Here is a 24,888-nt window from a genome sequence, read left to right as displayed (position 1 = left end):
GGCTTTAACTCCCACTGTCGAGCAGTACTGTCCATGTCCCACACCGACGCGGTCCGCGAGCGGCTCGACGCGTATCTCGCCGACAACGACCTGGAAGCCGTCTGGTTCGCCCGCCCTCCCTCCTTCGCGTGGCTGACCGGCGGCAACAACGTCGTCGACCGCGCCGCCGATGTCGGGGTCGCCGCCGCCGGCTACGACGGCGACGGCCTCACCGTCGTCACCGACAACATCGAGGCGGGGCGGCTCGTCGACGAGGAACTCCCCGACGACGCGACCGTCGAGACCGTCCAGTGGTACGAGGCCGCCCTCCCCGAGGCGGTCGCGGCGTCCAGCCCGACGCCGGCGGCCGCCGACTTCGACGTGCCCGGCTTCGAATCAGTCGACCCGACGGACCTCCGCCAGCCGCTGACCGACGCCGACGTCGAGCGGTTCCGGTCGCTCGGCGCCGACGTGGCCGAGGTCGTCGAGTCGGTCGTCCGCGAGGCGAGCGCCGACGACGAGGAACGGGAGGTGGGCGGCCGCCTGCGCGACCGGCTGTTCGCCCGCGGGGTCGACTCGCCGGTCGTCCTCGTCGGGAGCGGCGAGCGCACGCGCAAGTACCGCCACTACACGACCCGCGACAGCGAACTCGGCGACTACGCGCTCGTCTCGGTCACCGCGGTCCGCGACGGCCTCCACGCCAGCATCACCCGCTCGGTCGCCTTCGACGCGCCCGAGTGGCTCGACGAGCGCACCGAGGCCGCGATGCGCGTCGAGGCCAGCGCCCTCGCTGCGACACAGCGCGTCGGCCGCCAGGGCGGGGTCGCAGGTGACGTGTTCGACGCCATCGCCGAGGCCTACGCCGAGGTCGGCTACGAGGGCGAGTGGCGCAACCACCACCAGGGCGGCGCCGCCGCCTACGCCGGCCGCGAGTGGTTCGGCACGCCCGACTCGGCGGCGTCGGTCCACGTCCCGATGACCTACGCCTACAACCCGACGGTCCAGGGGGCCAAGAGCGAGGACACCCACCTCGTCACCGACGACGGGATCGAACCCCTGACGGCCACCGGCGACTGGCCGACCGAGACGGTCGAACCGGTCGGCGACGGCCCCACCGTCGAGCGCCACGCCGTCCTCCACCGCTGAGCGGTCGCTACCTGTCTTCTCTCACCGCCACAGTCGCGCTCGCCACCCGTCCTCTCTCTCTCCGCCGCAGTCGCGCTCGCTGCCACGGTCACTCTCGCCGCTGCAGTCATTCTCTAACGGCAGTGCTGTCGCTCGTGAGCGGCGCGAACGCGGAAAACGAGTCCCGGGTCCGGCACGATCCCCCTTCGGTCAGTCGTCGTCGGCGACCGCGCCGGCCGCCGCCGACGCCTCGGCCGTCACGCGGTAGGCGGGCTTTCGCACGATCTCCGTCCGGTGGCAGCGAGCGCAGACGTACTCCGTCAGCTTCGTCGTCTCGTCGTTGTGGCTCATGCGCTCGCCGCAGTTCGGGCACTCGGGCATTATATTCCTAATACAGTGGTGCACACTATAAATAGTTACGTTCCCGCGTATCGCGAGCGATACCCACGGCTCCGCCCGGGTGAGAGCAGGGAGGACGGCGAGAGCGGGGAGAACGGCGAGAGAGCCGAGAACAGCGAGAGTTCCCGGCTGGTCAGTGCGAACCGCTGGGGACCGGGGTCCAGTCGTCGCCCGTGTCGAGGCGACGCAGGCGGTCCGCGACCGCGTCGCGGCGGTCGGTCAGCGCGTCGAGCGCCTCGGGGACCAGCTCGCGGGCCGTCGGGATCGTGTCGGCGAGCGCGTCGTGGGCGTCGCGGTAGCAGGCGGCCGCCCGGGCGGTCCGCCCCTCCTCGCGGTGGTCGTCGCCCGCGCGGACGCGCCGGGTCGCGTACTCCCGGCGCGTCTCGACGAGCTGCCCCGCGACGGTGTCGACGGCCTCGCGGATCCGCTCGGTGTCGCCCTCGAACCGGCGGTCCGACCGCCCCCAGTCGAGTGTGAGCGCGGTCCGGTAGCGTTCGAGCGCGAACTCCAGCCGGTCGGCGCGCTCGCGGCGGTCGTCGGTCTCGTCGGCCCGCTCGCGGGCCTGTTCGGCCGACTCCACCGGCGCGCGTTCGAGCGCGGCGACGTTTCGCTCGACGCGGTCGAGCTTCGTCCGGAGCCGCTCGGCGACTCCCCCGTCGGCCGCCGCCAGGGCCTCCTCGTAATCGCCGTGGGCGCGGCCGTAGGCGTCGTGGGCGCGCTCGTACTCGCCGTCGCGCCACGCGCTCTCGGCGCGGTCGATCGCGTGGGCCGCCCGCCCCTCCAGCACGGCGAGGCGCGCCTCGCCGATCCGCGACTCGACGCGCTCGATCCGCTCGGCCGCGGCGGCGACGCCGTCCGCGTGGAGCTCGCGCTCGGCCCGGTGGGCGGCGTCGGTCTCGGCCATCGCGTTGCGGACGGCCGCCATCGCGTCGTCGTACCGCCGGGCCCCCGTCAGCCGGTCAGCCTCGGCGACCGCCGCACGGGCGTCGTCCAGCCGCTCCTCGATCGCGATCCACGACAGCGACGCAGCGTCGAGGTACTCGACCATCGGTTCGAGCCCCGAGCGACTCGGGAAGTACCACTCCACGTCCGCGGTCGTCGTGACGACGAACTCCCCGGCGAGGACGCCGTCGCTGTGCTCGACGACCTCCACGTCGGCCAGCGGGACGCTCGCCGACCAGTCCCCGCCGCCGGTATCACCGACGAGAAAGTGCAGCCGAGTGTCCGTCGCCAGCGCGAACGCGCGGTACCCCTCGCCGGGTGCGGTCCGCTCGCGCTCCTCGCTGCCGACCTCGCTCCGGACTACCCCCTTCTTCCCGTTCGATCGCACCATAACGGGCCGTTCTCCCTCGTCGAGATACGACGCCATCGGCGCTTCCCGCAGGTACCCGTCCGACAGCAGTCCCCCACGCCCCGTCCCCCTGAGGGTCGCCTCGTCGACGCCCTCGACGGTATCTTCGCTGATAATTGGGGCCATGCCGTGGGGTACAGGCCCGGGCGTAATGAGTGGCTAGGGTCGCGTGCCGAGAAGCGGCCGGATGCGTGGCGGTCTCGAACGGGACGGACCGTCGCGGGCGGGTCGTCGCTCGGGCGTGGTCGGCGGCAGACGGGCGTCTGACTGAGGTTTACGTGGGATCTCACGAAACGGAGCCGTGGATGGCTCGATTCACGATACAGTTGCCCGCGGAACTGGCGGGCGACGGCACGGGTACGGGCGGTCGGTCGGACGCGGAGGAACGGACGGGCGCGAACGAGCGAACGGGCACGAGTGCGCTGAACTCCCGGGCAGTCCAGTCGGCGGACGATGAGCTCGACGCGGCGACCCGCGGGTTCGTCGCCTGGGTCGAGTGCTGGGCAGGGGCGTAGCCCCGCGGCTCAGAGGTTGTCGACGAGCCGCCCGGCGATGCGCTGGGCGCCCAGCGACGGCGAGATGTCGGGATGGTCGGCGGCGACGGCCTCGACCTCGCGGTCGAGTTCCTCGCTGACCCGCTCCTCGAACTCGGAGACGATGCCGGGGATGCAGGCCATGCCGCCGGTGAGGACGATCCGGTTGTCCAGCGCCAGCTGGTAGACCTTCATGTAGTCGTTGGCCAGCTCCGGGAGGAAGGTGTTGCAGAACTCCTCGACGGCGTCGTCGAGGTACTCGTTGCAGGCGTCCATCACCGACCGTTCGATGGTGAACTCGTGGGAGCCGCCGCCGGGTTGCTGGATGATGTCCGTGAACGGCTCGAAGCTCTCGAAGTCCGCGTGTTCCTCCTTGTACTCGCGGGCAGTCTGGGTGTCGATGTTGACCCGGCCCTGGGTCTCCTCCTCGACGTAGTTGGCGATCATCCGGTCGACCTCGTTGCCGGTGACGGCGCCCGTGGTGAACGGCGCGAGCTGCTCGCCGCGGCGGTAGCCCGAGGCTTCGAGGTTCGTCGACCCCATGTTGACGGCGACGAAGATCTCCTCGATCGCTTCGAGGTCGTCGCCGCGGGCGGGGATCGACCCGCACAGCGATTCGGGGTAGCTCTCGACGAGCGCCTCGCCGATGGAGGAGTTCTCGATCACGCCTTCGAGGTTCTCGAGGCCCTCGGGGTTGTCGATGGTCGGGATGGCGTAGACGACGCCGCTGTTCGCGGGCACGTCGTTGGCGTCGATGACCTCCTCGAAGAACGTCTTGGTCAGCTCCGCGCGCTCCTCGTCCTCCGGCAGACCCGAGCGGAGCATGAACTGGACCTCGTCGGGGTACTCCGTGGCGGCCTCCTCGCCGTAGAGGACCCGCTCCTCGCCGGTGAGCGCGTCCTCGTAGGTCGCCAGGCAGGTCAGCGTCCGTATCGTCTCGATCTCGCCGTCGTCGTCGGGATAGGCGATCACCGTGCGGGTACTGCCGAGTTTCACGCCGATGGGCACCGGGTCGTCGTCGCTCATGCCCCCGGCTTTACCGCCACCCCGGATAAATGTACCCCGGAAATTATCGTTTCTGCGAACGTCGTCCCCCGCGGAAATTAGGCACTTCCGGGCCGGAAATTAGGGGACAGCGAACTCGCCGGCCGAGCCGACCGAACTGGACGCCGGTGCCAGCTCCCCCGTCGCCGCTCGACCGCCGGGACCGACCGACATGCCGCCGTTCGACCGCCGGTATCGACTGCCCCGCCGCCGCCCGACCCTCCAGCGACCGCTTCGATGCTCTTAAGCCGGACCGTTAGTAGGATACTAACAACAGAGTTGTCGTGATGAGAGAATACAGCGCGGAGGACGGGCGGAGGGATCGCTGATGGCCGGGATGGACGACGTGGCGGGGGCCATCGTCGCCCACCGGCGGCTGGTCGTCGTGGCGCTGCTCGTCGCCGTCGGCGCGGTCGGCGCCGGCGCGGCCCAGGTCGAGGACTCGGCGTCGCTGTCGCAGTTCGAGACGAGTTCCGAGGAGGCCGAGAAGCTCGAGTACGTCGACTCGAACTTCGGGGCGGGCGGCAACACGACGACCGTCCAGGTGATCGTCCGCGAGGACAACGTCCTCGACAGGGAGTCGCTGCTCGACCAGCTGCGTTTCGAGCGGGCGCTCCGCGAGGACGCCGCCATAAACCGGACGCTTGACGACTCCCAGTCGCCGACCGGGATCGCGAACGTCGTCGCGACCGCGGCGATCCGGGAGGAACAGGCCGAGAACCTCTCTGAGCGCGGCCGCGCACTGGCAGCCGAACGGGAGCGGCTCGACGAGACGGGGGCGGAGCTGAGCGACGCCCTGAACCGGACGCGAGCGCTCCAGCAGCGGTACGTCGAACTCAACCGCTCGCACGCGGCCGGCGAGGTCGACGACGCGACCTACCGCCAGCGGTCGGCGGCCATCGAGCGGAACCTGACCGCCGTCCGGACCGACGCGACCGCCGGGCTCTCGGCGAACCAGACGGCGACGTTCGCGGACCTGACCTCGCAGGCGCGGACGCTCCAGTCGCGGCTGGCCTCGCTGAACGCCTCCTACGCGCAGGGGGAGATCGACGAGTCGACCTACCGCCAGCGCGCCGGGGAGATCGAGGCGGAGTTCGGCGACGTGTACGCCGGGATCGAGCGCGTGCTGGCGCCGGACGCCAGCGCGCTGCAGGAGCGAGCCGCGGCGCTGCAGGAAGACCGTGACGCGCTCCGGGAGCGCGCGGAGAACGGCTCGACCCCGCCGCTGGCCGAGCAGATCGACCAGCTGGCGTCGATGAACGCCTCGGCGGTCGAGGGGACCGTCGAGCGGGTACTGAGCGAGGGCAGCGGGAGCCGGGCGTTCGCGCTGATGCCGACGAGCTACGACCCCGGGTCGACGAGCGCGTCGGCGACGGTGGTCGTCGTCACGCAGACCACCGAGTCCGAGGTCGCCCAGGGGTCGGCGAGCGAGCGCATCCAGGACTCGCAGACGGCGATCCAGGACCTCGCCCACGGGGAGCTGAGCGCCGACGCGATGGTCTTCGGCGCGGGCATCATCGCCGACGAGACCAACCGGTCGATGCAGGACAGCCTGACGGTCGTCGGGCCGTTCGCGCTCCTGTTCGTCCTCGTGGTGCTGACCGTCGCCTACCGCGACCCGCTGGACATCCTGCTGGGCGTCTTCGGGCTGGCGCTGACCCTGCTGGTCACCTTCGGCTACATGGGCTGGATGGGGGTCGCCTTCAACCAGCTGTTCGTCGCCATCCCCGTCCTGCTGATCGGGCTCTCCATCGACTACGCGATCCACGTGTTCATGCGTCACCGGGAAGAGCGTGGCACGGAGGGCGACAGCGGCGGCCCCGCGGCGGTCGCGGGTTCGATGCGGACGGCGCTGGCCGGCGTCGGCACGGCGCTGGTGCTGGTGACCGCGACGACGGTCATCGGCTTCCTCTCGAACCTCACCAGTCCCGTCGGCCCCATCCGGGAGTTCGGCGTCGTCAGCGCGGTCGGGATCGTCGGCGCGCTCGTCGTCTTCGGCGCGCTGATCCCCGCGATCAAGGTCGAACTCGACGCGTTCCTCGAAGGCCGGGGCGTCGACCGGCGCAAGCGGGCGTTCGGCACCGGCGGCGGCGCGTTCGGTCGCCTGCTCGGCGTCGGCGCGACCGCCGCCGACCGGGCGCCCTGGGCGGTCATCCTCCTCACGCTGCTGATCAGCGCGGGCGGCGCCTACGGCGCGACCGGCGTCGACACGGCCTTCCAGCAGAAGGACTTCATCGCCGAGGAGCCGCCGGAGTGGATGGACGAGCTGCCGGCGGCGATGCAGCCCGGCGAGTACACGATGCGGGCGACCTTCGAGTACGTCAACGAGAACTTCCTGCGGGAGGACGCCACGGCGGAGTTCCTCTTCGAGGGCGACGTGGCGACCGCCGACGCGCTCCAGCGGGTCGACAGAGCGGGCGACCTCGCCGCCGAGAAGGGCGTGACCGTCGAACTCTCGAACGGCGAGGCGGACGTACGCAGTCCGCTGACGGTGATGGAGTCGGTCGCGGCGACCAACGAGACGTTCAACGCGACGCTCGCCGCGAGCGACACCGACGGCGACGGCGTCCCCGACCGCAACGTCGCCGGCGTCTACGACGCGCTCTACGACGCCGCGCCCGACCAGGCCCGCCAGTACATCGAGCGCGACGGCGGCGAGTACGCGGCCCTGCGACTCACCGCGTCGCTGCGCGGCGGCGCCGCGGGGTCGGCGGTCACCACGCAGATGGACGCCGTCGAGTCGGCCGTCGCCGGCGGCGACGTGACCGTCACCGCGACCGGTCGCCCCATCGTCAACGAGATCGTCCAGTCGGACCTGCTCAGCACGGTCGTCGAGAGCCTGGTCATCACCCTGGTCGTCTCCTTCGTCTTCCTGATGGTCGTCTACCGCGTCGCGGAGGGGTCGGCGACCCTGGGGCTGGTGACGCTGCTGCCGGTCGTGTTCAACGTCTCGTGGATCCTCGGGACGATGTACCTGCTCGATATCCCCTTCAACGTGCTGACCGGGATGATCACGAGCCTGACCATCGGGCTCGGGGTGGCCTACAGCATCCACCTGAGCGAGCGGTTCAGCCTCGAACTGGATCGGCAGGGATCGGCCAGCGAGGCGATGCACACCGCCGTCACCGGGACCGGCGGCGCCTTGCTGGGGTCGGCGGCGACGACCGTCGGCGGCTTCGGCGTCCTCGTCTTCGCTATCCTGCCGCCGCTCCAGCAGTTCGGCTTCATCACCGGCCTGACCATCGTCTACGCGTTCCTCGCGAGCGTGTTCGTCCTGCCGAGCCTGCTGGCGGTCTGGAGCCGTCACCTCGGCCCGGCCGGCGCCTTCGACCCCGACGGGGGCGACGACGGGCGGGGACCGGACGGCGACGCCCCGGCGGCGGACCCGCTGTCCGGGAGCACGAACGGGCAGTCCCCGGCGGCCGACGCCCCGGGCGGAGCCGGCGACGGCGTCGCGGCGGGCACCGATTCGGCGGCGTCGGCAACCGCCACCACGAAGACCGCTGCCGCGGCGGCCGCTCCCGCCGCGAGCACTGGGACGAACGGCGAGGCGGTGCCCTACGCGACCCGTTCCGTGGAGCCGACGCGGGTCTCCCCGGGCGGGACCGCCCGCGTGACGGTCACGCTGCCGTCCGCCTCGGGCCGGGTCGTCCTCCGGGAGGCGCCGTCGGTCGGGACGGTCACGCTCGACCGCGTCGCGCCCGACCCCGTCGAGCGGGTCGCCGCCGACGGGCGGGTGTACGCCGTCTGGGAGTTCGACGCCGAGGACGCCCGGCGCGCGGAGGTCGAGTACACGCTCGCGGTGCCGGAGGGACTGGCCGACGGCGACGCCGTCGCCTTCGACGGCGAGTTGCTCCTGCCCGACCACGTCGTCCCGGTGGCCGGGCCGGACGCCGCGCCCGTCACGACGGACGTGGCCGGCGCGATCCTGGCCGGCGACGGCGTCGACGAGCGGGACCTCTCCGACGCGGGCCGGCACCTCGCGGCCGGGCGGCTCTCGCCCGAGGCGTTCGAGCGCGTCTATCACGGGTGGCTGGACGAACGCGCGAGCGACCGACCGGACGCGAGCGACGGACCGGCGGACGGATCGAGCGCGGACGGCGCGGACGCGAGCGACTCGCGGGCCGACCCGCGGGCGGGCGATCGACGGACCGGGGGTGACGATGACTGACGGCGGCGAAGCGGAGGCCGTCGAGGCGCTCCAGCGGCTCGGGCTCTCGAAGTACGAGGCGGCGGTGTTCGTCGCCCTCGAACGCCTCGGGACCGGGACCGCCCGGGACGTGGACCGGATGACCGACGTGCCCCGCTCGCAGGTGTACGGCGCCGCCGAGAACCTGGAGGAGCGGGGGCTCGTCGAGGTCCAGCAGTCCAGCCCGATCCAGTACCGCGCGGTCCCGCTCGCCGAGGCCCGCGAGACGCTCGCCGAGCGCTTCGAACGGGAGCAGGACCGCGCCTTCGAGTACCTCGAAGAAGTCCGGCGGGGCGCCGACCACGAGGACGAACACCAGGAGGGCGTCTGGACGGTCCACGGCCGCGACAACGTCGCCTCGCGGGTCCGCCAGATCGTCGCCGACGCCGAGGAGACGGTCCTCTACGCCAGCGGGCCGGAGCTGCTGGACGAGGGGATCGCGGCGGCGCTGCGCGAGCGGGCCGAAGCGACCGACGTGTGGGTCTGTAGCGCCCGCGTCGACGACCCCGAGCTCGTCGAGGCGTTCGCCGACTCCGCGGTGACGCTCGCGCCGTTCCCGGACGACCCGACCGACGACGCGGCCGGGCGGCTGCTCGCCGTCGACGGGGACACCGTCCTGCTCAGCGTCCTCGGCGGCGAGGAACTGCCGGGCGTCCGCGCGGAGACCGCCATCTGGAGCGCCGACACGGGCATCGCGACGGTCCTGCTGGAGCTGCTGCGCGGGCACATCGTCGACGACACCGAGATAGAACTGTAGCGCCGGTCACCCCCGCGACCGGCCGGTCGAGTCGTGCGGCGCGCCGTCAGTCCTGCTGCATCCCGGCGAGCTTCGCGACGTAGACGAGGCTGAGCATGTGGTCGTCCACGTCCAGGTCGTTGCCGTCGTTCGAGCCGGTCTCGTCGATCCCCAGGAGGTAGTCGTTGAGCTGGCCGGCCACGTCTTCGGTGATCCAGTCGATCGACTCGTAGTATCCCAGGGCGTCGGCGGCGCCCTTGTAGCCGGCGTGCATCAGCAGGAACTCCAGCCACTCGAAGACGACGAACTCGGCGGCGTAGGTGTCGGGCACCCCGCGGAGGTACGGCTTCTCCATGTCCCCCTGGCTGCCGACCAGCGGGAGCAGCTCGCGGTACAGCCCTGCGCGGAAGGAGTCACCCGCGGACATGCTCGCGTCGCCGACCTCGTCGAGCGGGCCCCACTCCTCGCCGGCGTCGTCGGGCCGGGGGTCCTCGGGCCGGTCGTCGCCCGGCCGCGGGTCGTCGAGGTCGTCGCGCTTGCGCGCCATCTCGCGCAGCTCGTTCAGGTCGTAGTCGCGGGGGTTGATCGTCATCGATACTGGTTCTATCCCGCCCCGTCCTGATAAATCTTCCACACGGTCGGACGCCCGTCAGACGCCGTCTCCCGGGCGTTCGGCGCGCTCGCGGCCGGCCGCGGGCTGGCGATCCGGTCCGGTCGACCGGTCGTTGCCCCCTCCCGGGCCCGCCCGCAGTCGGCCGATTTCAACGTTTGATAGCCCGGCGCGTACCTTTTTGAGGTGGTAGCGTCGACTGCGGGACAACGTGGCGACAACGACCGGACCGGCGCGCATCTGCGTGACCAACGCGAAGGGCGGGACCGGCAAGACGACCGTCGCGATCAACGTCGCGGGGGCGCTCTCCGAGCGCGGCCGCGACGTGCTGTTCGTCGACCTGGACCCGCAGGGCAACGCGACCGAGGGGCTGGGGCTGCTCGAGGAGTACGACGCGGCGCCGCCGACGCTGTTCGACGTGCTGACCGACGGCAGTCAGCGCGACCGGCTGGCCGACCTCGTGGTCGAGCACCCCGAGATGGACGTGGTCCCGAGCAACATCGACATGCTCCAGGCCGAGCGCGAGCTGACCATCGCCGACCTCGTGGCCCGCGCGACCGATGGCGACGTGGACATCGACCCCGCGGCGCTGTCGGCGCTGGCGGTCAACGTCACGCCCGACACCGTCTCGGGCGGGCACGCCCTGGACACGCTCGACGACGCGCTCGGGGGCGTCGAGGACGACTACGACTACGTAGTCGTCGACTCGCCGCCGTTCTACGGCAAGCTCACGGACACCGGCATCTACGCGGCGCGGAACATCCTCGTCCCGGCGCTGACGGAGGCGACCTCGGAGCGGGCCATCGAGCTGCTCATCGACCAGATGACCGCGCTGGAGAGCCAGACGGGGATCACGGTCGATACCCTGGGCGTCGTCGCCAACCGCGTCGAGACCACAGGCGAGGACGAGACGATGCTGGAGTGGTTCGAGGCGGTGTTCGCCGACGACCCCGTCTGGGAGGTGCGCAAGCGCGTGGCGCTCCAGCGGGCGTTCTCGGCGGGCGAGTCCATCTTCGCCTACGACCCGTCGGTCGACATGGCCGACGTGTTCCTCGATATCGCGGCGGATCTGGACCGGCAGTTCGGCTACGCGGAGGCACCAGCATGACTGACGACGACGAACGCATGGACCGGGCTCGCCGCATCCGCGAGATGCGCGAGGGATCCCGGCCGACGGACGAGGCACAGGACGACACGGACGACGAAACGCGGGGCGACACGACCGACGCGGACGCCGACCAATCGGACGACTCCCCAGTCGACGGTTCCGACGACGCGACAGCCGATGGAGCGGCGGACGCGGCGGACGACGCAGCGGCGGCCGACGACGACCCTGGCGCGGATTCAGTGGACGACCACTCGGCGGAGTCCGCGGCCGACGACGAGCAGTCCGAGTCTGCGACGGGCGACGAGCCGTCGGAAACCGCGACCGGACCGTCGGCCGAGGAGGCCGCCGAGGCCGTCGCGAACCTGCAAGTGAACGAGGACGTGGTCGGCGGGAGCGGCGGCGAGTCGGCCGACGAGAGCGACGACACGATGCACATCCCCGGCGCCGATGTGGGCGATGTGGACGTGGACGTCGAGGAGATGGCCCGCCAGGCCGGCCTGGAGTCGGCGGACTCCGGGTCGAGCGACGGCGGCGACGGCTCCGAGGCCGCCGAGATGGGTATCGGCGCGGCGGGCCGGGCCGCGGCTGCGGAGGCCGACACCGGCGAGCAGACCCGCGTGCTGGAGTTCGCGCTGGGCGACGAGCAGTACTGCCTCGACATCGAGTACGTCGAGGAGATCGTCAAGCGCGAGACGGTGACCAGGGTGCCAAACACCCCCGAGTGCGTCGAGGGGGTCGTCGACCTGCGCGGGCAGATCACGACCATCCTCGACCCGAAGGTGCTGCTCGACATCGACCAGGCGGGCAGCAAGGACCTCATCGTCGTCTTCGACCCGGAGGCGTTCGACGACCAGGGCGCCGTCGGCTGGGTCGTCGACGACGTGAACCAGGTGACGCCGATCACCGAGGAGGATGTCAACGACTCCCCGGTCGACCAGGACCACATCAACGGCGTCGTCGACCGCGACGGCGAGTTCGTCATCTGGACGACGCCCGAACTCGACCTCGACGAAGTGGCCGGTTGATCAGCGGTCGTCGTCGACCGGGAGTTCGTCCGGTTCTCCGTCCCCTTCCGCTCCCTCGGGCCACCCGACCGCCTCCCGGACGAGGTCGGCCGCGTTCTCGACGGCGCCGACGCTGGAGAGGTAGCCGGCGCCGACCGTCGTCTTCAGCGCCTTCGCCGAGCGGCCGCGGAGGACCGTCGGGCCGACCTGCGCGACGGCGCCGTCGCCGATACTGACGAGCCAGCCCAGCGAGTCGAAGCGGTAGCCGTCGAGGCGGGGCTCGAAGCCGCCCTCGCCGGCGAGTTCGTGGTCGACGAGGCGGGTGACGTTGTCGGCGGCGACGCGGGCCTCGCGGATGGCCGCCTGGGCGCTGGCGGGGACGGCCTCGCCGTCGGTGTCGACGACCCGGCCGGCGTCGCCGACGACGAACGTGCCGTCGCGGTAGCGCAGGTCCCCGCGGACGACCGGACGCTCGCCGCGGAGGGCGTCCGGACCGCGGATCCCGCCCGTCCAGACGAACTGGCCGTAGTGCTCGGTCGAGCCGTCGGCGAACGCGATGGCCTCGTCGTCGGCGCTCTCGACGGCGCGGTTCGTCTCCACGCGCACGTCGCGGGCCTCCAGTTCCTCGCGGACCGCCCGCTGGAAGGTCCCGGGGAAGTTCGGCGCGACGGTCGCCTCCTGTTCGAGGAGGACCACCTCGACAGCGTCGCGGGCGCCCTCCTCGCGGGCGAGCGCGGCAAGTTCGCCGGCGACCTGCACGCCCGACAGGCCCGCGCCGCCGACGACGACGCGGGCGGGGTCGTCGGCCGTCCCGGCGTCGACGGCGTCGAGGAAGTCCGCGCGCACTGTCTCGGCGTCGGCCAGGCGCTTGAGCGGCGTGGCGTGGGCCTCGACGCCGGGCAGGTCGTAGTAGTTGGTCTCGGCGCCGAGACAGACCGCGCCCACGTCGTAGGCGAGTTCGGTGGACTCGGTCGAACCGGCACCGCCGTCGAGCGTGGCGACGCCCGCCTCGGTGTCGACGTCGGTGACGGTCGCCTCGCGGACGGTCGCGCGGTCGAGCACGTCCGCGAGGTCGACGAGGATCTCCCCGGCCAGGTCCGGTCGGCGGACGACGCGGTGGAGTTCGTGCTGGACGAGGTGGCTGGCGTCCTCGTCGACGACGACGAGGTCCGCCGCCTCGGGGAGCGACGATTCGAGCTCGCGGGCGAGGGTCAGGCCGGCGTATCCGGCGCCGAAGACGGCGACGCGCATGCCGGGACTGCGGGCCGAATCGAGAAAAGCCCACTGACGGGCGGTTCGAGGCCCCGTCCACTGACGGCGACCCCCGACGCGGTCGGTCGAGGGGGCACGAACCGCGGGCCGTCCCCGCGCGGCGGGAACCGCGGGCCGGATTCAAATACCAGGCGGGCGAACCGTCGGGTATGTACGAGACGATCCTGGTGCCGACCGACGGCAGCGCGCACGCCGAGCGCGCGGCCCGCCACGCCGTCTCGCTGGCGGCGGCGTTCGACGCGACCGTGACGGTGCTCGGCGTCGCGGACCTGAACCGAGCGGCGGGACCGTTCAACGCGGGCGGCGTCTCCGGGGAGTTCCGCGAGCGCGTCGAGCGCGAGGCCGAGTCGGCGGTCGAAGACACGGCGGCGCTGGCCGGCGACCGCGTATCGGTCGAGACGGAGATCGTCCCCGGCGACCCCGCGAAGGCCATCGTCGACTACGCCGGCGAGGGCGAGTTCGACGCGGTCGCGATGGGGACTCACGGCCGGCGCGGCCTCTCGCGGCTCGTCTTCGGGAGCGTCGCGCGGTACGTCCTCCGGCACGCGGCCCGGCCGGTCCTGACCGCCCGCGAGACCGACGCCGACCCGGTCACCGACTACGACGACGTGCTCGTCCCCACGGACGGCAGCGACGCGGCCGAGGCGGCGGTCGACCACGGGCTCGCCGTCGCCGACGCCTTCGACGCGACCGTCCACGCGGTCCACATCGTCGACCTGGGATCGATGGCGACCAGGACGGGCGTCGAGCCGCCGACCCGCCAACTGGAGCGGCTCACCGAGGCCGGCGAGGCCGCGGTCGAGAGCGTCGCCGAGCGCGCCCGCGCGGAGGGGATCGACGCGGTGACGGCCGTCGAGGAGGGGTTCCCCGCGGCCGACCTGCTCGACTACGTCGACGAGGCGGGGGTCGACCTCGTGGCGATGGGGACCCACGGCCGGACCGGGCTCGACCGCGTCCTGCTGGGGAGCACGACCGAGCGGGTCGTCTCCCGCTCGCCCGTGCCGGTGCTGGCCGTCCACCCCGACAGCCCCGAGACCGGGGAGTGACCGGTCGGGGTCGCCCCTGCGGCGACCGCCGGTCGCCGCGCCGGACCGGTTCCGGCACCCGACCACTTACCCGTCTGGACCTCTCAGGTCGGATCGATGCCGGACCAGGAGCGCCCGCCGTCGGGACCGAGCGGACGCGGCGACCGGCCCGCCGTCGGCTGCGAGGCCTGCCAGTCGGTGATCGACGACGAGAGCGACCGGACCGTCTCCTTCCTGCTGCTCGACCACCTCACGATCCCGGTCCGGGGCTGCGAGACGCACCTCGACCGATTCTCGACGATCTGCGGCCTGACGACCGAGGACGCCGCCCGCGTGCTCGACCACTACCCGGCCGGCGGCGTGGCCTGCCCCGCCTGCCGGAACGCCCGCTACGACACGACCCACCCGATGGTCGCCGTCGACGACGGGATGGTCGTCGTCACCGCCTGCCCGGACCACCAGTCGCAGATCCTCCAGCGGTTCGACACCGGCCTCGAGACCCACCAGCAACTGACGAGCAGTCTCGACGGCGACGCGGTCTGAGCCGCGGTCGATAGTCCCGGGACGACTCCGGTCGAGCCGCCGCTCCGCCGGTCGACCTGTCATTGAAACGGCTCGCGGCCCAACCGGTCGAATGTACGAATCGATCCTCGCGCCCACCGACGGGAGTCCGACGGCCGGCCTGGCCGCGACCCACGCGCTCGCGCTGGCGGACGCGTTCGACGCGTCCGTGGAGGTGCTCGGCGTCGTCGACCTGGACGAAGCCGCGGGCCCGTTCGACGCCGGCAGCGTCGACGAGGAGTACCACGACCGGGTGGAGACCGAAGCGCAGCGGTCGGTCGCCTCCGTAGCCGAGCGGGCCGGCGAACAGACGGTGGAGACGACCGTCGTCGAGGGCGATCCGGCGGAGACCATCTTCGACCGGGCGGCCGACCACGACCTGGTGGTCCTGGGGACCCACGGGCGCTCGGCCATCGACCGCGTGCTCACCGGGAGCACGAGCGCGCAGGTCGTCCGCGAGTCGCCGGTCCCGGTCGTCACGGTCAGGGAGAACGGGGGCGAGTCCGTGACCGATGGCACGGCGGCCGGTGACGAACCGGCCATCGATTACGACGACGTGCTCGTCCCCACGGACGGCAGCGACGCGGCCGAGGCGGCGGTCGACCACGGGCTCGCCGTCGCCGACGCCTTCGACGCGACCGTCCACGCGGTCACCGTCGTTGACGTGGGCGCGCTGGCCGGCGGCGGGGATCCCACCCTCGGCGGTCCGGCCGCGGGCGCGCCCGCCAGCGGCGACCTGCTCGAACCGCTCGTCGAGCAGGGCGAGGAGGCGACGGAGCGCGTCGCCGAGCGGGCACGCGAGGCGGGGCTCGACGCCGTCACCGAGGTCGGCGAGGGGTCGCCCGGGTCGATGCTGGTCGACTACGTCGACGACGGGCCCGTCGACTTCGTGGCGATGGGCACCCACGGCCACTCCGGCCTGGAACGCGTGCTACTGGGGAGCACGACCGAGCGGCTGATCCGCAACGTTTCCGTCCCCGTGCTGTCCGTGCGGCCCGAAGACGACGGGGAATGAGACCGCTCAGAACAGCGCCTCGTTCTCGTCGAGGACCTCGGCGGGGCCGCCGACCTCCCAGACGCGGGTGTCGACGCCGCAGCCGGCGACGGCCTCCTCGACGCGGCCGACGTGTTCGGCCGTGGTGTTGACGTAGACGCTCGCGCCGGTGTCGACGGAGAAGTAGACGGGGAGGTCCTCCTCGGCGCGCAGCTCGCGGACGGTGTTGAAGATCTCGATGGTGCGCGGCTGCCAGTAGACCCACCCGGAGGGGCCGGTCATCGTCGTCGCCGCGAGCGACAGCGAGTCGTGTTCGGCCCGCTCGAAGGCGTCGTCGAAGTCGCCGTCCCGGAGCTCCCCGCGCATCTTCGCGATCTGGCCGTGGATGTGGGCCATCCGGCCCTCGAACATGTGGCTCTCGGCGGCCTCGGCGTGGGCGGAGTCGGTCTCCTTGTAGCTGGGGACCATCCCGGCGACGACGCGCACGTCCTCCTCCAGTTCGTCGGCCACGTCGATGCGCTCGGAGCGGCAGTCCTCGTCGTCGGTCCCGGTGCGCAGGTGCGAGTAGGCGCCCGTGACCGCGCGGGCGGCCGAGGCCGAGCCACGGCGGGCGATGGCTGAGACCTCCGGTCGGGTCAGGTCCAGGCCCGCGGCCTCCGAGAGGGCCATCGCGGCCGCTGCGAACCCGGAGGCCGAGGAGCCGAAGCCGATGTTCGTCGGGAAGGAGTTCTCCGAGACGAAGCGGACGCGGTGGCCGACCCCGGCCCGGTCGCGGACCTCGTCGACGACCGTGCGGATGCGGTCGGCGCCTTTCCCCTCGACGGGGTCGCCGTCGACGACGTACTCGTCTCCGTCGAGCGCGGGGTCGAACTCGGCGGTCGTCTTCGTGTGACTCGGCGCGGTACAGAGGCTGATGGAGTCGTGGTACGGGTGTCGCAGCTCCTCGTCGCGCATCCCGTGGTACTTGACCAGCCCCTGGATCGGGTGGGCCTTCGCGGTCGCCTTCATACCCGCAACTCCGCGGGTCCGTACTTTGCAGTTGCGTCTCGCTGGCGAGTTCACAGTACCAGATACAATCCCAGGAATCCGAAGAGGATCAACGAGATGCCTGCGAAGAATATGGCCGCTCGATTCAGATCGGTGGCTGCGACACCTATGTACTCGGATGGCGTCTCTGCGGCGTCAAGTTCGTCGACAAAGCTTTCGAACCCGAGCCAACCGAACGTGACCGTCGCGGTCCCAGTCCCAATCATCGCCACCGAAGCAGTCGTCGGGTCTGTGGAGAGCGACGCAAGTACAGCAACAAAGAGGGAGACGGACTTTCCAGTGTATCGGCTGACGAACCGGGGAATGCGTGACGCATAGTCAGAGAGACCCGTGTCACGTCCTGCCAGGCGGAGAATTAGTTGCACCGTCTCGGCTGTGAGGAATATCATTGCCGGAACCGCGATATCGAACACGGTTGCCGACCCGAGACCGACGACCGCATCCACCAAACCAACGGCAAAGACTGCTGCGAGTCCGAGTTCGAGGCTTCGATTGAACTCCGTAAGGGTATCTTCGGCCGACTCTTCCGTCTTGAGCTCCGGAAATTTGGCGAGCTCCGTGCTCGCTTCGTCCGCTTCACATCGGTCTTCTCCGGTTGAATCCTCTTGGACCCGCTCGTCTACGGCCTCTATCTCTTTGGACATATAGACCGCCCCACACCCGACTAGTTACTCAAACCACTGGCTTCTCGTCACTCCTCGCGCCACTTGATGGAGCAGCCCCGACTGGGCCTGAACTCGTCGTCGATCGCCTCGCCGGCGAGCACGCGGTCGATGAGCTGCTTCATCTCCCGCTCGGTGGGCTCGTCGTCGGGGTTCAGGGCGTCGTCCAGCCGGCCGTGGTACGCCAGGCGGAACTCGCCGTCCTCGCGGGCGAACAGGAACGGGTCCGGCGTGCAGGTCGCGCCGTACTCCGCCGCGACTTCCTGGCTCTCGTCGCGCAGGTAGGCGTCGTAGTCCACTTTCCCGCTCTCGACGTACTCGACCATCTTCTCGAAGGAGTCCTCGGGGTACTCCTCGGCGTCGTTGGGGTTGATCCCGACGACTGCGGCGTCGTCGTACTCGTCGGCCAGGGCGTTCAGCTCGTCGAACTTCGCCTGGGCGTACGGGCAGTGGTTGCACGTGAACACCACCAGCAGGGCGTCGCTGTCGGCGAAGTCGTCGAGTGTGTGGGTCTCCCCGTCGACGCCGGGCAGTTCGAAGTCCGGTGCGGCGTCGCCGCGGTCTAACGCGTCCTCCTCGGAGTCGAGTGCGACCATGACAGGTATGGGTACGGACGCCCGGAGAAAGTGGCTTTGGGTGGGGGAAATCGACTCTCCGTGAAAACGAGGACAACAGCACTCGACAGCAGGCGACGAAAGCCCTCGGCGCGCTCGCTAGCAGTCGACTCGACCGCAGGGGACGACACGCGATGAAAGCCTTCGGCGCGCTCGCGGTCGCTGAGCGGGATATCCTCGCGGCCCAAGGGCCGCTTCGGATAGTGGCCCGCTCAGGTGACTACACGAGCGCGAGCGCGCCTCGCCCTTTCAGTCCGCCAGGACAGCACCGCCCCGCACAGCACCGCAGACGGCCACAAACCTCCCCAGCCGATTCGATGCTCGTCGCAGGCTCCTGCGCGTCTCATCCCTCGCGCGGCTACGGTCGCGCGCATGAAAGCGCGCTCCAGCGCGCGCCGAACACACCGAAACCGCTCACCGTAACAGCCGTCACCTGTATCGAATACGATCGGGAAACTCCGGGCCGTCAGCGCCCACCGACTCCCTCGTGGCCGTCGCCGGCACCACGCTTACGGCCGCGCCGGCCGACTCGGACCTATGGTTGACGACCACCGCGGGAACGCAGTCAGAGAGCGGGTCGAGGCCGGCGAGGTCGCGCTGGGCGTCCTCGACAACACGTACAGCCCGACGCTCGTCGAGTTCTACGGCGAACTCGGCGTCGACTTCGTCTGGCTCGACTTCGAACACGGCGGGCCGAGCCCGTGGGACGCGAGCGCGATGGAGGACCTGCTGCGGGCCGCCGAGGGAACCGGGACGGAGGTCCTCGCGCGGGTGCCGACGACCGAGCCCGCACTGGTCCGGAAGGTCCTGGACGCGGGGGTCCGGAACGTCTTCCTCTCGCGGGTCAGCGGCGTCGAGGAGGTCGAGCGCGCCGCGCGGGCGGCCCGGTTCGAGTACGACGGCGAGCCGGGCGACCGCGGGATGGCCAACCCCCGGGCGCGGCGCTGGGGGCTGGCAGACGACTACGTCGCCACCGAGGACGAGGAGGTCTTCTTCGGCGTGACGGTCGAGAACAGCGAGGCCGTCGAGGCCATCGACGACATCGTCGCCGTCCCGGAACTGGACTTCGTCTTCGCCGGCCCGCTCGACCTGTCCGTCTCGCTGGGCCACCCCGGCGAGCTCGACCACCCGGCGGTCGAGGAGGGCATCGAGCGGATCCGCTCGACCGCCGTCGAGTCGGGCGTGGCGCTGGGCGGGCTCGGCTTCGGGATGGACGACGTGAACGAGAAGGCGGACGAGGGCTACCAGATCCTCCACGTCGGGAGCACGACCGGCGCCGTGAAGTCGGCGGTCGACGGGTGGCTCGGCGGGTTCGACGGGCCGCGTTCGGCGGACTCCGAGTAGGTCACCGGCCGGAAATACGCAAACGGGCAGCTACCGCGGGCGGAAGACGACCGCGCGGTCGTCGGTGGTCTCCCGTTCGCCCACTTCGATCCCGACGGGCATCCCAACCTCGACCTCGTCGGGGTCGACGCCGCGGAGCAGGCCGGTCACGCGGACGGGCCCGTAGTCGACGATGGCGGTGACGTAGGGGGTGTCGGCGCTGAACTGCGGCGTCGCAACCGACACTTCAGTAAAGGTCGCCACCTCGCCGGCGTCGGGCAGCGGCGTCTCCGAGAGCTCGCGGCTCCCGCAGTCGGGACAGACCCGCCGCGGCGGGAGCCAGCCGTGGCCGTTCCCGCACTCGACGTAGTAGCCCTCGCCGTCCGCGACCGCGTCGAGCCAGTCGTCGAACGCCCCGTCCCTGGCTTTGTCGCTCATTCTACCACCTCCAGAGCGAAGCTCTGGCGTAATCGCAGGAACTCAAACCGCGAGTTCATGCGACCACCTCCAGCACGTGGACGGTCGCGCTCGCGACGGTGCCGCCCGCGTTGTGCGCGACGCCGACGCGGGCGTCGCCCACGTCGTCGCTCCACGCGGACTCGCCCTCCAGCACCCTCGCCAGCGAGACGACCTGCGCGACGCCGGTCGCGCCGACGGGGTGGCCCTTGGCCTTCAGGCCGCCCGAGAGGTTGACGGGCGTCTCGCCGGTCGCGTGAGTCTCGCCCTCGCGGGCGGCGGCGATGCCCTCGCCGGGTTCGTAGAGGCCCAGCGACTCGATGGCGAGCACCTCGGCGATGGTGAAACAGTCGTGGACCTCGGCGATGTCCACGTCCGCCGGGCCGAGGCCGGCGTCCTCGTAGGCCTCGTCGGCGGCTTTGTTGGCCGCGGGCGAGCGCGCGAGGTTCCCCCGGTCGTGCAGCGCGAGGTTGTCGCCGCCCTGGCCGGTCCCCGTTATCGCGACGGAGGCGTCGAGGTCGTGTTCCTCGGCGTACTCGGCGCTGGTCAGGACGGCGGCGCTGGCGCCGTCGGTGATCGGGCAGGCGTCGTACAGCCCTAGCGGGTCGGCGACCATCGGCGCCTCCAGTGCGTCCTCGACGCTGATCTCCGTGCGGAGTTGGGCGTGCTCGTTCGGAAGGGCGTGGTCGTGGTTCTTCACGGCGACGTGCGCGAGGTCCTCGCGGGTGCCGCCGAACTCCCGGAAGTACGCCCGGGCCATCAGCGCGTAGGCGCCGGGGAAGGTCATCCCGGCGCGGATCTCGTAGAGGTCGTCGGCGGCGATCGAGAGGGCGTCCGTCGCGCCCGCGGTACCGATGTTCGTCATGCGCTCGGCGCCGCCGACGAGGATCACGTCCGCCTCGCCGCTACGGAGGTGCCTGACGGCCTCGCGGACGGCCGCGCCGCTGGAGGCGCAGGCGGCCTCGTAGCGTGTCGCCGGCACGTCGAGGCCGACGGCCTCGGCCATCAGCGGGGCCTGGTGGCCCTGGTGTTCGGCGAGTTCGCCCATGAAGTTGCCGTAGAACAGCGCCTCGACGTCGCCGGGGTCGACCCCCGAGTCGTCGAGCGCCGCCAGTCCGGCCTCCGCGAACAGGTCCCGGCCCGTCCGCTCGGAGTGCTCCCCGAAGTCGGTCAACCCGACGCCGGTGACGCGTGGGTGGCTCATCGACTACCCGTAGGGACTCCAGGCGGTAAAAGACGCGCGTTCACGTGTAAACCGGACGCACGATCACGTCGTGGTCCGGCGGTCTCCGCGAGCGGCCGGCGACCCCGGGACCGCGCCCGTCCTACATCCCCATGTCCTCGGCGGCCTCGGGCACCGGCAGGTCGCCCGGGGCGACGCCGAGCAGTTCGGCGGCGTGGTCCAGCGCCATGTCGAACCCGTAGTACCGCTCCAGCTCGTCGCCGTCGGCGGTCGGCCGGACCTTCAGCATGGCGTACCCCTCGGTGTTCTGGGCGACGGCGGCGGTCGCCCCGTTGCGCTCGAAGGTCAGCAGGCGCTCGGTGTCGGTCTCCTCGTAGCGGGCCGTGATCCCCTCGTTCGTCGCGGTCGCGTCGCTCATTGGCGGAGTTGAGGGCCGGTGATAGTCGTAGGCTTCGATCGCGGTCGCAGGGTCCGCGCCCTCCGGATCATCTCGTACGGCCCCGAACCGCAAGAGTCGAACGGCGCCGGTGCGACACTCGGGCCATGACCAAGTGGCTCGGGAGCGGGCGCCGCCGAGATCTGTGCGTCATCCTCGCCGGCGAGGGACCGCTCAACGGCCAGGCGCTCAAGTCGCGGCTCGAATCCCACTACGACGAGCGGATCGACCCGAAGTCGTTCTACGGCGCGCTGGACACGCTCGTCGACAACGGTCACCTCGAACTCCGGGAGTCGGGCATCCACGACGAGTACGCGCTGACCGACGCCGGACGGCGGATGGTCGACGAGCAGTTCGCGTGGATGGCCGAGCACGTCGAGGGGGAGTAGTCCGGCCTTCGAGCGTCTCCCTCCTCGGCGACTACGATTCCGGGGTCAGTACGACGATCTGGTTTGGCTGCTCCGGCGGGTCGAGCGAGAGGGTCTCGGTCGCGTCGACCGTCTCCTCGTCAGCCCATGAGGCCGATTCAGCGTCGAGGGTCCGGCGTCGGTACGACCCCGCGTCGAGGTCGAGTGTCGCGTTCCCCCCGTCGGGGAAGTAGACGACGTAGGCGTCGCACGGGTCGGCCGCGCAGTAGGCTTCGTCGGGGGCAGCGTCCCCCAGAAGGTCCTGTCGCGGCGCCAGGGTGGGGAGGTCGACGACTTCCTCGATCGCCCGGACCGAACGGACCTGCGTCAGCGCTCGTTCGCTTCCGCCGATCCCCCAGCCCTCGTCGCCCTCGGCGACCCGCCGGTGGAACCGACAGGCGGCACACCCGCCGAGGACGTTCCGCCAGAACCATCGGACCGCATGGTCGGCGTCCCCGGCGGCGTCTTTCCCACCGTCGAAGCCGCCGTAGATCTTCACGTTGTTGAACGGCCGCGGCCCGACGGCGTCCTCGATGTCCCCCCGCCACGTCTGGAGGTTATCCCAGTGGTCCTGCCCGGTCGCCCCCGCGGAGAGCTGGTTGTGCTGGGACAGCTCGACGTACGAGAACGCGCCAGGGTGCTCGACGACCTTTTCGACCGAGTCCTCCGGCGTCATGTTCATATTGGCGACTTCGACGTGGACGCCGCGCTCGGCGGCCCGGTCCAGCACGTGTTCGGCCCAGTGCAGTTCCCACTCGATCCCCGCCCATCCCTCGTTGGTGACGTTGTAGATGACGTTGCCGTAGTCGAGCGCGTGGTCGAGTATCCGATCGACGAACCGCTCCTGGTGGGTGAGCACGGGGTCGTTTCCCTCCTCGACGGTGCGGAAGAAGGCGATCCGGTCCTGCCAGTGGTCGCCGCCCGTCGCGGGGAGCGAACCCTCGGGGAGCGTGTCGTTGTTGACCGGGTTCCAGGCGTGGTCCTCCCACCGGGAGCCGACCATGTCGTGTTGGTCCCACAGCGTCAGCTCGACGACGATATCGCGCTCGGCGGTTGCGGCGAGGAACGCATCGAGCCGGTCCCAGTACTCGTCGTTCCACCGTTCGAGGTCGTACGTGCCGTCGTCGTTCCGTGCGAACGGCGATACGTCTCCGTCCTTGCGGTCCGACATGGTGTTGCGGACGAAGTTCCCGCCCGCGTCGACGAGGTCGTCGAGGTGGGCCTCCAGTCGCGCGCCGGTCCACTGGAAGAGGTTGTCCCTGTCCGTCCCGCCGAGGAGCAGCGTCGGTCCGTCGCCGTCCGACCAGTACCAGGGGTTCTCGGGGCTCGGCCTGACGCGGTCGGTCATGCGCCGAACGTCGCGGGAACTCGGCATAAATCACCCGCTGGTGCACAGCCTCTCCGAGATAGCACGCTTTTATCCGCGGCGACCCGACTCCCTGTATGGTCACCAGGGACGCCACGTGGGCCTACCGCGACGAGTTCGGCGACGAGTTCGCCCGCACCTACTTCCGGCGGTTCGGCGAGGGGGTCGTCTCCAGCGTCGGCGTCGGCACCTACCTCGGCGACCCGACCGACGAGGCCGACGACGCCTACCGCGAGGCGATCGTCGAGGCGCTCCAGTCGGGGATCAACGTCGTCGACACGGCGATCAACTACCGCAACCAGCGCAGCGAGCGGGTCGTCGGCGAGGCGGTCGCCGACGCGGACGTGGACCGCGAGGCGGTCCTCGTCGCGACGAAGGGCGGGTTCGTCCCCTTCGACGGCGAGCGGCCCGAGAACCCCGGCGGGTGGATCCGCGAGGAGTACGTCGACACCGGGATCGTCGACGCCGACGACCTCGTGGCCGGCCAGCACTGCATCGCACCGGAATTCGTCGACGACCAGCTCGACCGCTCGCTCGACAACCTCGACCTCGATACCGTCGACCTCTACTACGTCCACAACCCCGAGACCCAACTGGCCGACCGCTCGCCCGACGAGGTCTACGACCAGTTAGAGGACACGTTCACGCGGCTGGAGGAGCGGGCCGCCGAGGGCGACATCCGCCAGTACGGGGTCGCGACGTGGGAGGCGTTCCGCGTCTCCGCCGAGGACGACAGCTACCTCTCGCTGGCGGAGGTGGTCTCGCGGGCCCGCGAGGCGGCCAAGCGGGCGAACAACGCGGCGACGCACTTCCGGGCGGTCCAGCTACCCTTCAACGTCGTGATGGCCGACGCGTTCACCGTCGAGGCCCAGGAGGGGTCGGAGGGCGCCCAGTCGACGCTGTGGTTCGCCCACGACGCGGGGCTGAACGTCTTCACGAGCGCGTCGCTGGCCCAGGGGAAACTCGCGCGGGCGGGGCTGCCCGAGGACGTGGCCGAGCGGGTCGAGGGCGAGACCAGCGCCCAGAAGGCGATCAACTTCGCCCGGAGCGCGCCCGGCGTGACGTGTTCGCTGGTGGGGATGGGCTCGCCCGACCACGTCGCGGAGAACGTCGCGGCGGGGACCCACCCGCCGCTGGGCGCGGATTCGTTCGACGCCGTCTTCGAGTAAGTAGCGCGAAGGCGTCCCCCGGCGTCACCTGGCGGGCGGTCACCCGACCTGCTTCCACTGCTCGCCACACTCCGGGCAGACCCGGACCGTGCCGACCTCGTCGGGGTCGTTCTCCGTCGCGAGCTCCTCCTCGCACTCGCTGCAGGCCAGGCGCTCGTAGACGTCTTTCTCGATCTCGCCCGAACGCAGCCCCTTCCGGACCGATTTCATGCGCGGGGGTACGACACCGACTCTGAAAAACCCCATGCATAGATCCGACACACCACGGTCGGACGCGGTCGAGGGACCGCCCGAC

The 24,888-nt window shown here is 71.1% G+C and carries 25 protein-coding genes; 12 read left to right on the top strand and 13 right to left on the bottom strand.

Annotated features, from left to right (window positions below):
* The first annotated feature begins 33 nt into the window (after nucleotides 1–33).
* Nucleotides 34–1,125 (top strand): M24 family metallopeptidase, encoded by a 1,092-nt coding sequence (locus ACMGFG_RS11770; protein WP_436930522.1) that lies wholly within the window; start codon nucleotides 34–36, stop codon nucleotides 1,123–1,125.
* A 189-nt stretch (nucleotides 1,126–1,314) separates the two neighbouring features.
* Here ACMGFG_RS11770 and ACMGFG_RS11765 read toward each other — a convergent pair whose 3' ends face one another.
* Complete coding sequence (locus ACMGFG_RS11765) at nucleotides 1,315–1,485, bottom strand: hypothetical protein (RefSeq protein ID WP_436909692.1); 171 nt, start codon at nucleotides 1,483–1,485, stop codon at nucleotides 1,315–1,317.
* 151 nt (nucleotides 1,486–1,636) lie between these two features.
* On the bottom strand, nucleotides 1,637–2,980 hold the full coding sequence (locus ACMGFG_RS11760) for a hypothetical protein (protein WP_436930521.1): 1,344 nt from the start codon (nucleotides 2,978–2,980) through the stop codon (nucleotides 1,637–1,639).
* Nucleotides 2,981–3,159: 179 nt separating this feature from the next.
* Here ACMGFG_RS11760 and ACMGFG_RS11755 point away from each other — a divergent pair, with 179 nt between their 5' ends.
* A complete protein-coding gene (locus ACMGFG_RS11755; protein WP_436930520.1) occupies nucleotides 3,160–3,369 on the top strand; it encodes a hypothetical protein in 210 nt (69 codons plus the stop codon).
* A 9-nt stretch (nucleotides 3,370–3,378) separates the two neighbouring features.
* Here ACMGFG_RS11755 and ACMGFG_RS11750 read toward each other — a convergent pair whose 3' ends face one another.
* Nucleotides 3,379–4,413 carry an actin-like salactin gene (locus ACMGFG_RS11750; RefSeq protein ID WP_436930519.1) on the bottom strand — a complete coding sequence of 345 codons (1,035 nt, stop codon included), beginning with the start codon at nucleotides 4,411–4,413 and terminating at the stop codon, nucleotides 3,379–3,381.
* A 346-nt stretch (nucleotides 4,414–4,759) separates the two neighbouring features.
* On the opposite strand from ACMGFG_RS11750, the gene ACMGFG_RS11745 reads away from it, so the two are divergent.
* Nucleotides 4,760–8,602 carry an MMPL family transporter gene (locus tag ACMGFG_RS11745; RefSeq protein ID WP_436930518.1) on the top strand — a complete coding sequence of 1,281 codons (3,843 nt, stop codon included), beginning with the start codon at nucleotides 4,760–4,762 and terminating at the stop codon, nucleotides 8,600–8,602.
* Nucleotides 8,595–9,377: a TrmB family transcriptional regulator gene (locus tag ACMGFG_RS11740; RefSeq protein ID WP_436930517.1), complete on the top strand. Its 783-nt coding sequence runs from the start codon at nucleotides 8,595–8,597 to the stop codon at nucleotides 9,375–9,377. Before ACMGFG_RS11745 ends, ACMGFG_RS11740 begins: the two co-directional genes overlap by 8 nt.
* Nucleotides 9,378–9,423: 46 nt before the next feature.
* Here the strand turns inward: ACMGFG_RS11740 and ACMGFG_RS11735 are convergent, their stop codons facing one another.
* Nucleotides 9,424–9,948 (bottom strand): FlaD/FlaE family flagellar protein, encoded by a 525-nt coding sequence (locus tag ACMGFG_RS11735; protein WP_436930516.1) that lies wholly within the window; start codon nucleotides 9,946–9,948, stop codon nucleotides 9,424–9,426.
* A 229-nt stretch (nucleotides 9,949–10,177) separates the two neighbouring features.
* On the opposite strand from ACMGFG_RS11735, the gene ACMGFG_RS11730 reads away from it, so the two are divergent.
* Together ACMGFG_RS11730 and ACMGFG_RS11725 are read left to right on the top strand one after the other, a co-directional pair.
* Nucleotides 10,178–11,074, top strand: a complete 897-nt coding sequence (locus ACMGFG_RS11730; RefSeq protein ID WP_436930515.1) for a ParA family protein — start codon at nucleotides 10,178–10,180, stop codon at nucleotides 11,072–11,074.
* Complete coding sequence (locus ACMGFG_RS11725; protein ID WP_436930514.1) at nucleotides 11,071–12,099, top strand: chemotaxis protein CheW; 1,029 nt, start codon at nucleotides 11,071–11,073, stop codon at nucleotides 12,097–12,099. Before ACMGFG_RS11730 ends, ACMGFG_RS11725 begins: the two co-directional genes overlap by 4 nt.
* Here ACMGFG_RS11725 and ACMGFG_RS11720 read toward each other — a convergent pair whose 3' ends face one another.
* Entirely contained in the window at nucleotides 12,100–13,329 is a 1,230-nt protein-coding gene (locus ACMGFG_RS11720) for an NAD(P)/FAD-dependent oxidoreductase (protein WP_436930513.1), read from the bottom strand.
* A 170-nt stretch (nucleotides 13,330–13,499) separates the two neighbouring features.
* Here ACMGFG_RS11720 and ACMGFG_RS11715 point away from each other — a divergent pair, with 170 nt between their 5' ends.
* From ACMGFG_RS11715 to ACMGFG_RS11705, 3 genes are all read left to right on the top strand, one after another.
* Nucleotides 13,500–14,396 carry a universal stress protein gene (locus tag ACMGFG_RS11715; RefSeq protein ID WP_436930512.1) on the top strand — a complete coding sequence of 299 codons (897 nt, stop codon included), beginning with the start codon at nucleotides 13,500–13,502 and terminating at the stop codon, nucleotides 14,394–14,396.
* Nucleotides 14,397–14,492: 96 nt separating this feature from the next.
* Complete coding sequence (locus ACMGFG_RS11710; RefSeq protein ID WP_436930511.1) at nucleotides 14,493–14,918, top strand: hypothetical protein; 426 nt, start codon at nucleotides 14,493–14,495, stop codon at nucleotides 14,916–14,918.
* Between the two features lie 91 nt (nucleotides 14,919–15,009).
* Nucleotides 15,010–15,951, top strand: coding sequence for a universal stress protein (locus tag ACMGFG_RS11705; protein WP_436930510.1), 942 nt, complete (start codon nucleotides 15,010–15,012; stop codon nucleotides 15,949–15,951).
* Nucleotides 15,952–15,957: 6 nt separating this feature from the next.
* Here ACMGFG_RS11705 and mvaD read toward each other — a convergent pair whose 3' ends face one another.
* From mvaD to ACMGFG_RS11690, 3 genes are read right to left on the bottom strand one after another with little or no spacing between them, the layout of a single operon-like run.
* A complete protein-coding gene (mvaD, locus tag ACMGFG_RS11700) occupies nucleotides 15,958–16,938 on the bottom strand; it encodes a phosphomevalonate decarboxylase MvaD (protein WP_436930509.1) in 981 nt (326 codons plus the stop codon).
* A 50-nt stretch (nucleotides 16,939–16,988) separates the two neighbouring features.
* A complete protein-coding gene (locus ACMGFG_RS11695) occupies nucleotides 16,989–17,621 on the bottom strand; it encodes a hypothetical protein (RefSeq protein ID WP_436930508.1) in 633 nt (210 codons plus the stop codon).
* A gap of 47 nt (nucleotides 17,622–17,668) precedes the next feature.
* Nucleotides 17,669–18,235, bottom strand: a complete 567-nt coding sequence (locus tag ACMGFG_RS11690; protein ID WP_436930507.1) for a thioredoxin family protein — start codon at nucleotides 18,233–18,235, stop codon at nucleotides 17,669–17,671.
* 555 nt (nucleotides 18,236–18,790) lie between these two features.
* On the opposite strand from ACMGFG_RS11690, the gene ACMGFG_RS11685 reads away from it, so the two are divergent.
* Nucleotides 18,791–19,597, top strand: a complete 807-nt coding sequence (locus ACMGFG_RS11685; protein ID WP_436930506.1) for an HpcH/HpaI aldolase family protein — start codon at nucleotides 18,791–18,793, stop codon at nucleotides 19,595–19,597.
* A 30-nt stretch (nucleotides 19,598–19,627) separates the two neighbouring features.
* Here the strand turns inward: ACMGFG_RS11685 and ACMGFG_RS11680 are convergent, their stop codons facing one another.
* The 3 genes from ACMGFG_RS11680 to ACMGFG_RS11670 form a co-directional block, all read right to left on the bottom strand.
* A complete protein-coding gene (locus tag ACMGFG_RS11680) occupies nucleotides 19,628–20,014 on the bottom strand; it encodes a Zn-ribbon domain-containing OB-fold protein (RefSeq protein WP_436930505.1) in 387 nt (128 codons plus the stop codon).
* A 55-nt stretch (nucleotides 20,015–20,069) separates the two neighbouring features.
* Nucleotides 20,070–21,236, bottom strand: a complete 1,167-nt coding sequence (locus ACMGFG_RS11675; RefSeq protein WP_436930504.1) for a thiolase domain-containing protein — start codon at nucleotides 21,234–21,236, stop codon at nucleotides 20,070–20,072.
* A 121-nt stretch (nucleotides 21,237–21,357) separates the two neighbouring features.
* Nucleotides 21,358–21,633, bottom strand: a complete 276-nt coding sequence (locus ACMGFG_RS11670; RefSeq protein ID WP_436930503.1) for a DUF7111 family protein — start codon at nucleotides 21,631–21,633, stop codon at nucleotides 21,358–21,360.
* Between the two features lie 125 nt (nucleotides 21,634–21,758).
* Between ACMGFG_RS11670 and ACMGFG_RS11665 the strand changes: the two genes are divergently transcribed.
* A complete protein-coding gene (locus ACMGFG_RS11665; RefSeq protein ID WP_436930502.1) occupies nucleotides 21,759–22,040 on the top strand; it encodes a PadR family transcriptional regulator in 282 nt (93 codons plus the stop codon).
* A 31-nt stretch (nucleotides 22,041–22,071) separates the two neighbouring features.
* Here the strand turns inward: ACMGFG_RS11665 and ACMGFG_RS11660 are convergent, their stop codons facing one another.
* On the bottom strand, nucleotides 22,072–23,406 hold the full coding sequence (locus ACMGFG_RS11660; RefSeq protein ID WP_436930501.1) for a DUF6298 domain-containing protein: 1,335 nt from the start codon (nucleotides 23,404–23,406) through the stop codon (nucleotides 22,072–22,074).
* 95 nt (nucleotides 23,407–23,501) lie between these two features.
* Between ACMGFG_RS11660 and ACMGFG_RS11655 the strand changes: the two genes are divergently transcribed.
* Nucleotides 23,502–24,593: an aldo/keto reductase gene (locus ACMGFG_RS11655; RefSeq protein ID WP_436930500.1), complete on the top strand. Its 1,092-nt coding sequence runs from the start codon at nucleotides 23,502–23,504 to the stop codon at nucleotides 24,591–24,593.
* A gap of 39 nt (nucleotides 24,594–24,632) precedes the next feature.
* Here ACMGFG_RS11655 and ACMGFG_RS11650 read toward each other — a convergent pair whose 3' ends face one another.
* Nucleotides 24,633–24,803: an HVO_0758 family zinc finger protein gene (locus ACMGFG_RS11650; RefSeq protein WP_436930499.1), complete on the bottom strand. Its 171-nt coding sequence runs from the start codon at nucleotides 24,801–24,803 to the stop codon at nucleotides 24,633–24,635.
* Between the last annotated feature and the right edge of the window lie 85 nt (nucleotides 24,804–24,888).

The sequence above is a fragment of the Halosimplex halobium genome (genome assembly GCF_051414055.1).
Lineage (GTDB): Archaea > Halobacteriota > Halobacteria > Halobacteriales > Haloarculaceae > Halosimplex > Halosimplex halobium.
The sequence above is the reverse complement of the archived record's forward strand: the minus strand, read 5'-3'. Positions and strand labels throughout refer to the sequence as shown.

Coding starts and splice junctions, on each gene's coding strand:
- ACMGFG_RS11770 (WP_436930522.1), top strand. CDS start 34: ATGTCCCACACCGACGCGGTCCGCGAGCGGCTCGACGCGTATCTCGCC.
- ACMGFG_RS11765 (WP_436909692.1), bottom strand. CDS start 1,485: ATGCCCGAGTGCCCGAACTGCGGCGAGCGCATGAGCCACAACGACGAG.
- ACMGFG_RS11760 (WP_436930521.1), bottom strand. CDS start 2,980: ATGGCCCCAATTATCAGCGAAGATACCGTCGAGGGCGTCGACGAGGCG.
- ACMGFG_RS11755 (WP_436930520.1), top strand. CDS start 3,160: ATGGCTCGATTCACGATACAGTTGCCCGCGGAACTGGCGGGCGACGGC.
- ACMGFG_RS11750 (WP_436930519.1), bottom strand. CDS start 4,413: ATGAGCGACGACGACCCGGTGCCCATCGGCGTGAAACTCGGCAGTACC.
- ACMGFG_RS11745 (WP_436930518.1), top strand. CDS start 4,760: ATGGCCGGGATGGACGACGTGGCGGGGGCCATCGTCGCCCACCGGCGG.
- ACMGFG_RS11740 (WP_436930517.1), top strand. CDS start 8,595: ATGACTGACGGCGGCGAAGCGGAGGCCGTCGAGGCGCTCCAGCGGCTC.
- ACMGFG_RS11735 (WP_436930516.1), bottom strand. CDS start 9,948: ATGACGATCAACCCCCGCGACTACGACCTGAACGAGCTGCGCGAGATG.
- ACMGFG_RS11725 (WP_436930514.1), top strand. CDS start 11,071: ATGACTGACGACGACGAACGCATGGACCGGGCTCGCCGCATCCGCGAG.
- ACMGFG_RS11720 (WP_436930513.1), bottom strand. CDS start 13,329: ATGCGCGTCGCCGTCTTCGGCGCCGGATACGCCGGCCTGACCCTCGCC.
- ACMGFG_RS11715 (WP_436930512.1), top strand. CDS start 13,500: ATGTACGAGACGATCCTGGTGCCGACCGACGGCAGCGCGCACGCCGAG.
- ACMGFG_RS11710 (WP_436930511.1), top strand. CDS start 14,493: ATGCCGGACCAGGAGCGCCCGCCGTCGGGACCGAGCGGACGCGGCGAC.
- ACMGFG_RS11705 (WP_436930510.1), top strand. CDS start 15,010: ATGTACGAATCGATCCTCGCGCCCACCGACGGGAGTCCGACGGCCGGC.
- mvaD (WP_436930509.1), bottom strand. CDS start 16,938: ATGAAGGCGACCGCGAAGGCCCACCCGATCCAGGGGCTGGTCAAGTAC.
- ACMGFG_RS11695 (WP_436930508.1), bottom strand. CDS start 17,621: ATGTCCAAAGAGATAGAGGCCGTAGACGAGCGGGTCCAAGAGGATTCA.
- ACMGFG_RS11690 (WP_436930507.1), bottom strand. CDS start 18,235: ATGGTCGCACTCGACTCCGAGGAGGACGCGTTAGACCGCGGCGACGCC.
- ACMGFG_RS11685 (WP_436930506.1), top strand. CDS start 18,791: ATGGTTGACGACCACCGCGGGAACGCAGTCAGAGAGCGGGTCGAGGCC.
- ACMGFG_RS11680 (WP_436930505.1), bottom strand. CDS start 20,014: ATGAGCGACAAAGCCAGGGACGGGGCGTTCGACGACTGGCTCGACGCG.
- ACMGFG_RS11675 (WP_436930504.1), bottom strand. CDS start 21,236: ATGAGCCACCCACGCGTCACCGGCGTCGGGTTGACCGACTTCGGGGAG.
- ACMGFG_RS11670 (WP_436930503.1), bottom strand. CDS start 21,633: ATGAGCGACGCGACCGCGACGAACGAGGGGATCACGGCCCGCTACGAG.
- ACMGFG_RS11665 (WP_436930502.1), top strand. CDS start 21,759: ATGACCAAGTGGCTCGGGAGCGGGCGCCGCCGAGATCTGTGCGTCATC.
- ACMGFG_RS11660 (WP_436930501.1), bottom strand. CDS start 23,406: ATGACCGACCGCGTCAGGCCGAGCCCCGAGAACCCCTGGTACTGGTCG.
- ACMGFG_RS11655 (WP_436930500.1), top strand. CDS start 23,502: ATGGTCACCAGGGACGCCACGTGGGCCTACCGCGACGAGTTCGGCGAC.
- ACMGFG_RS11650 (WP_436930499.1), bottom strand. CDS start 24,803: ATGAAATCGGTCCGGAAGGGGCTGCGTTCGGGCGAGATCGAGAAAGAC.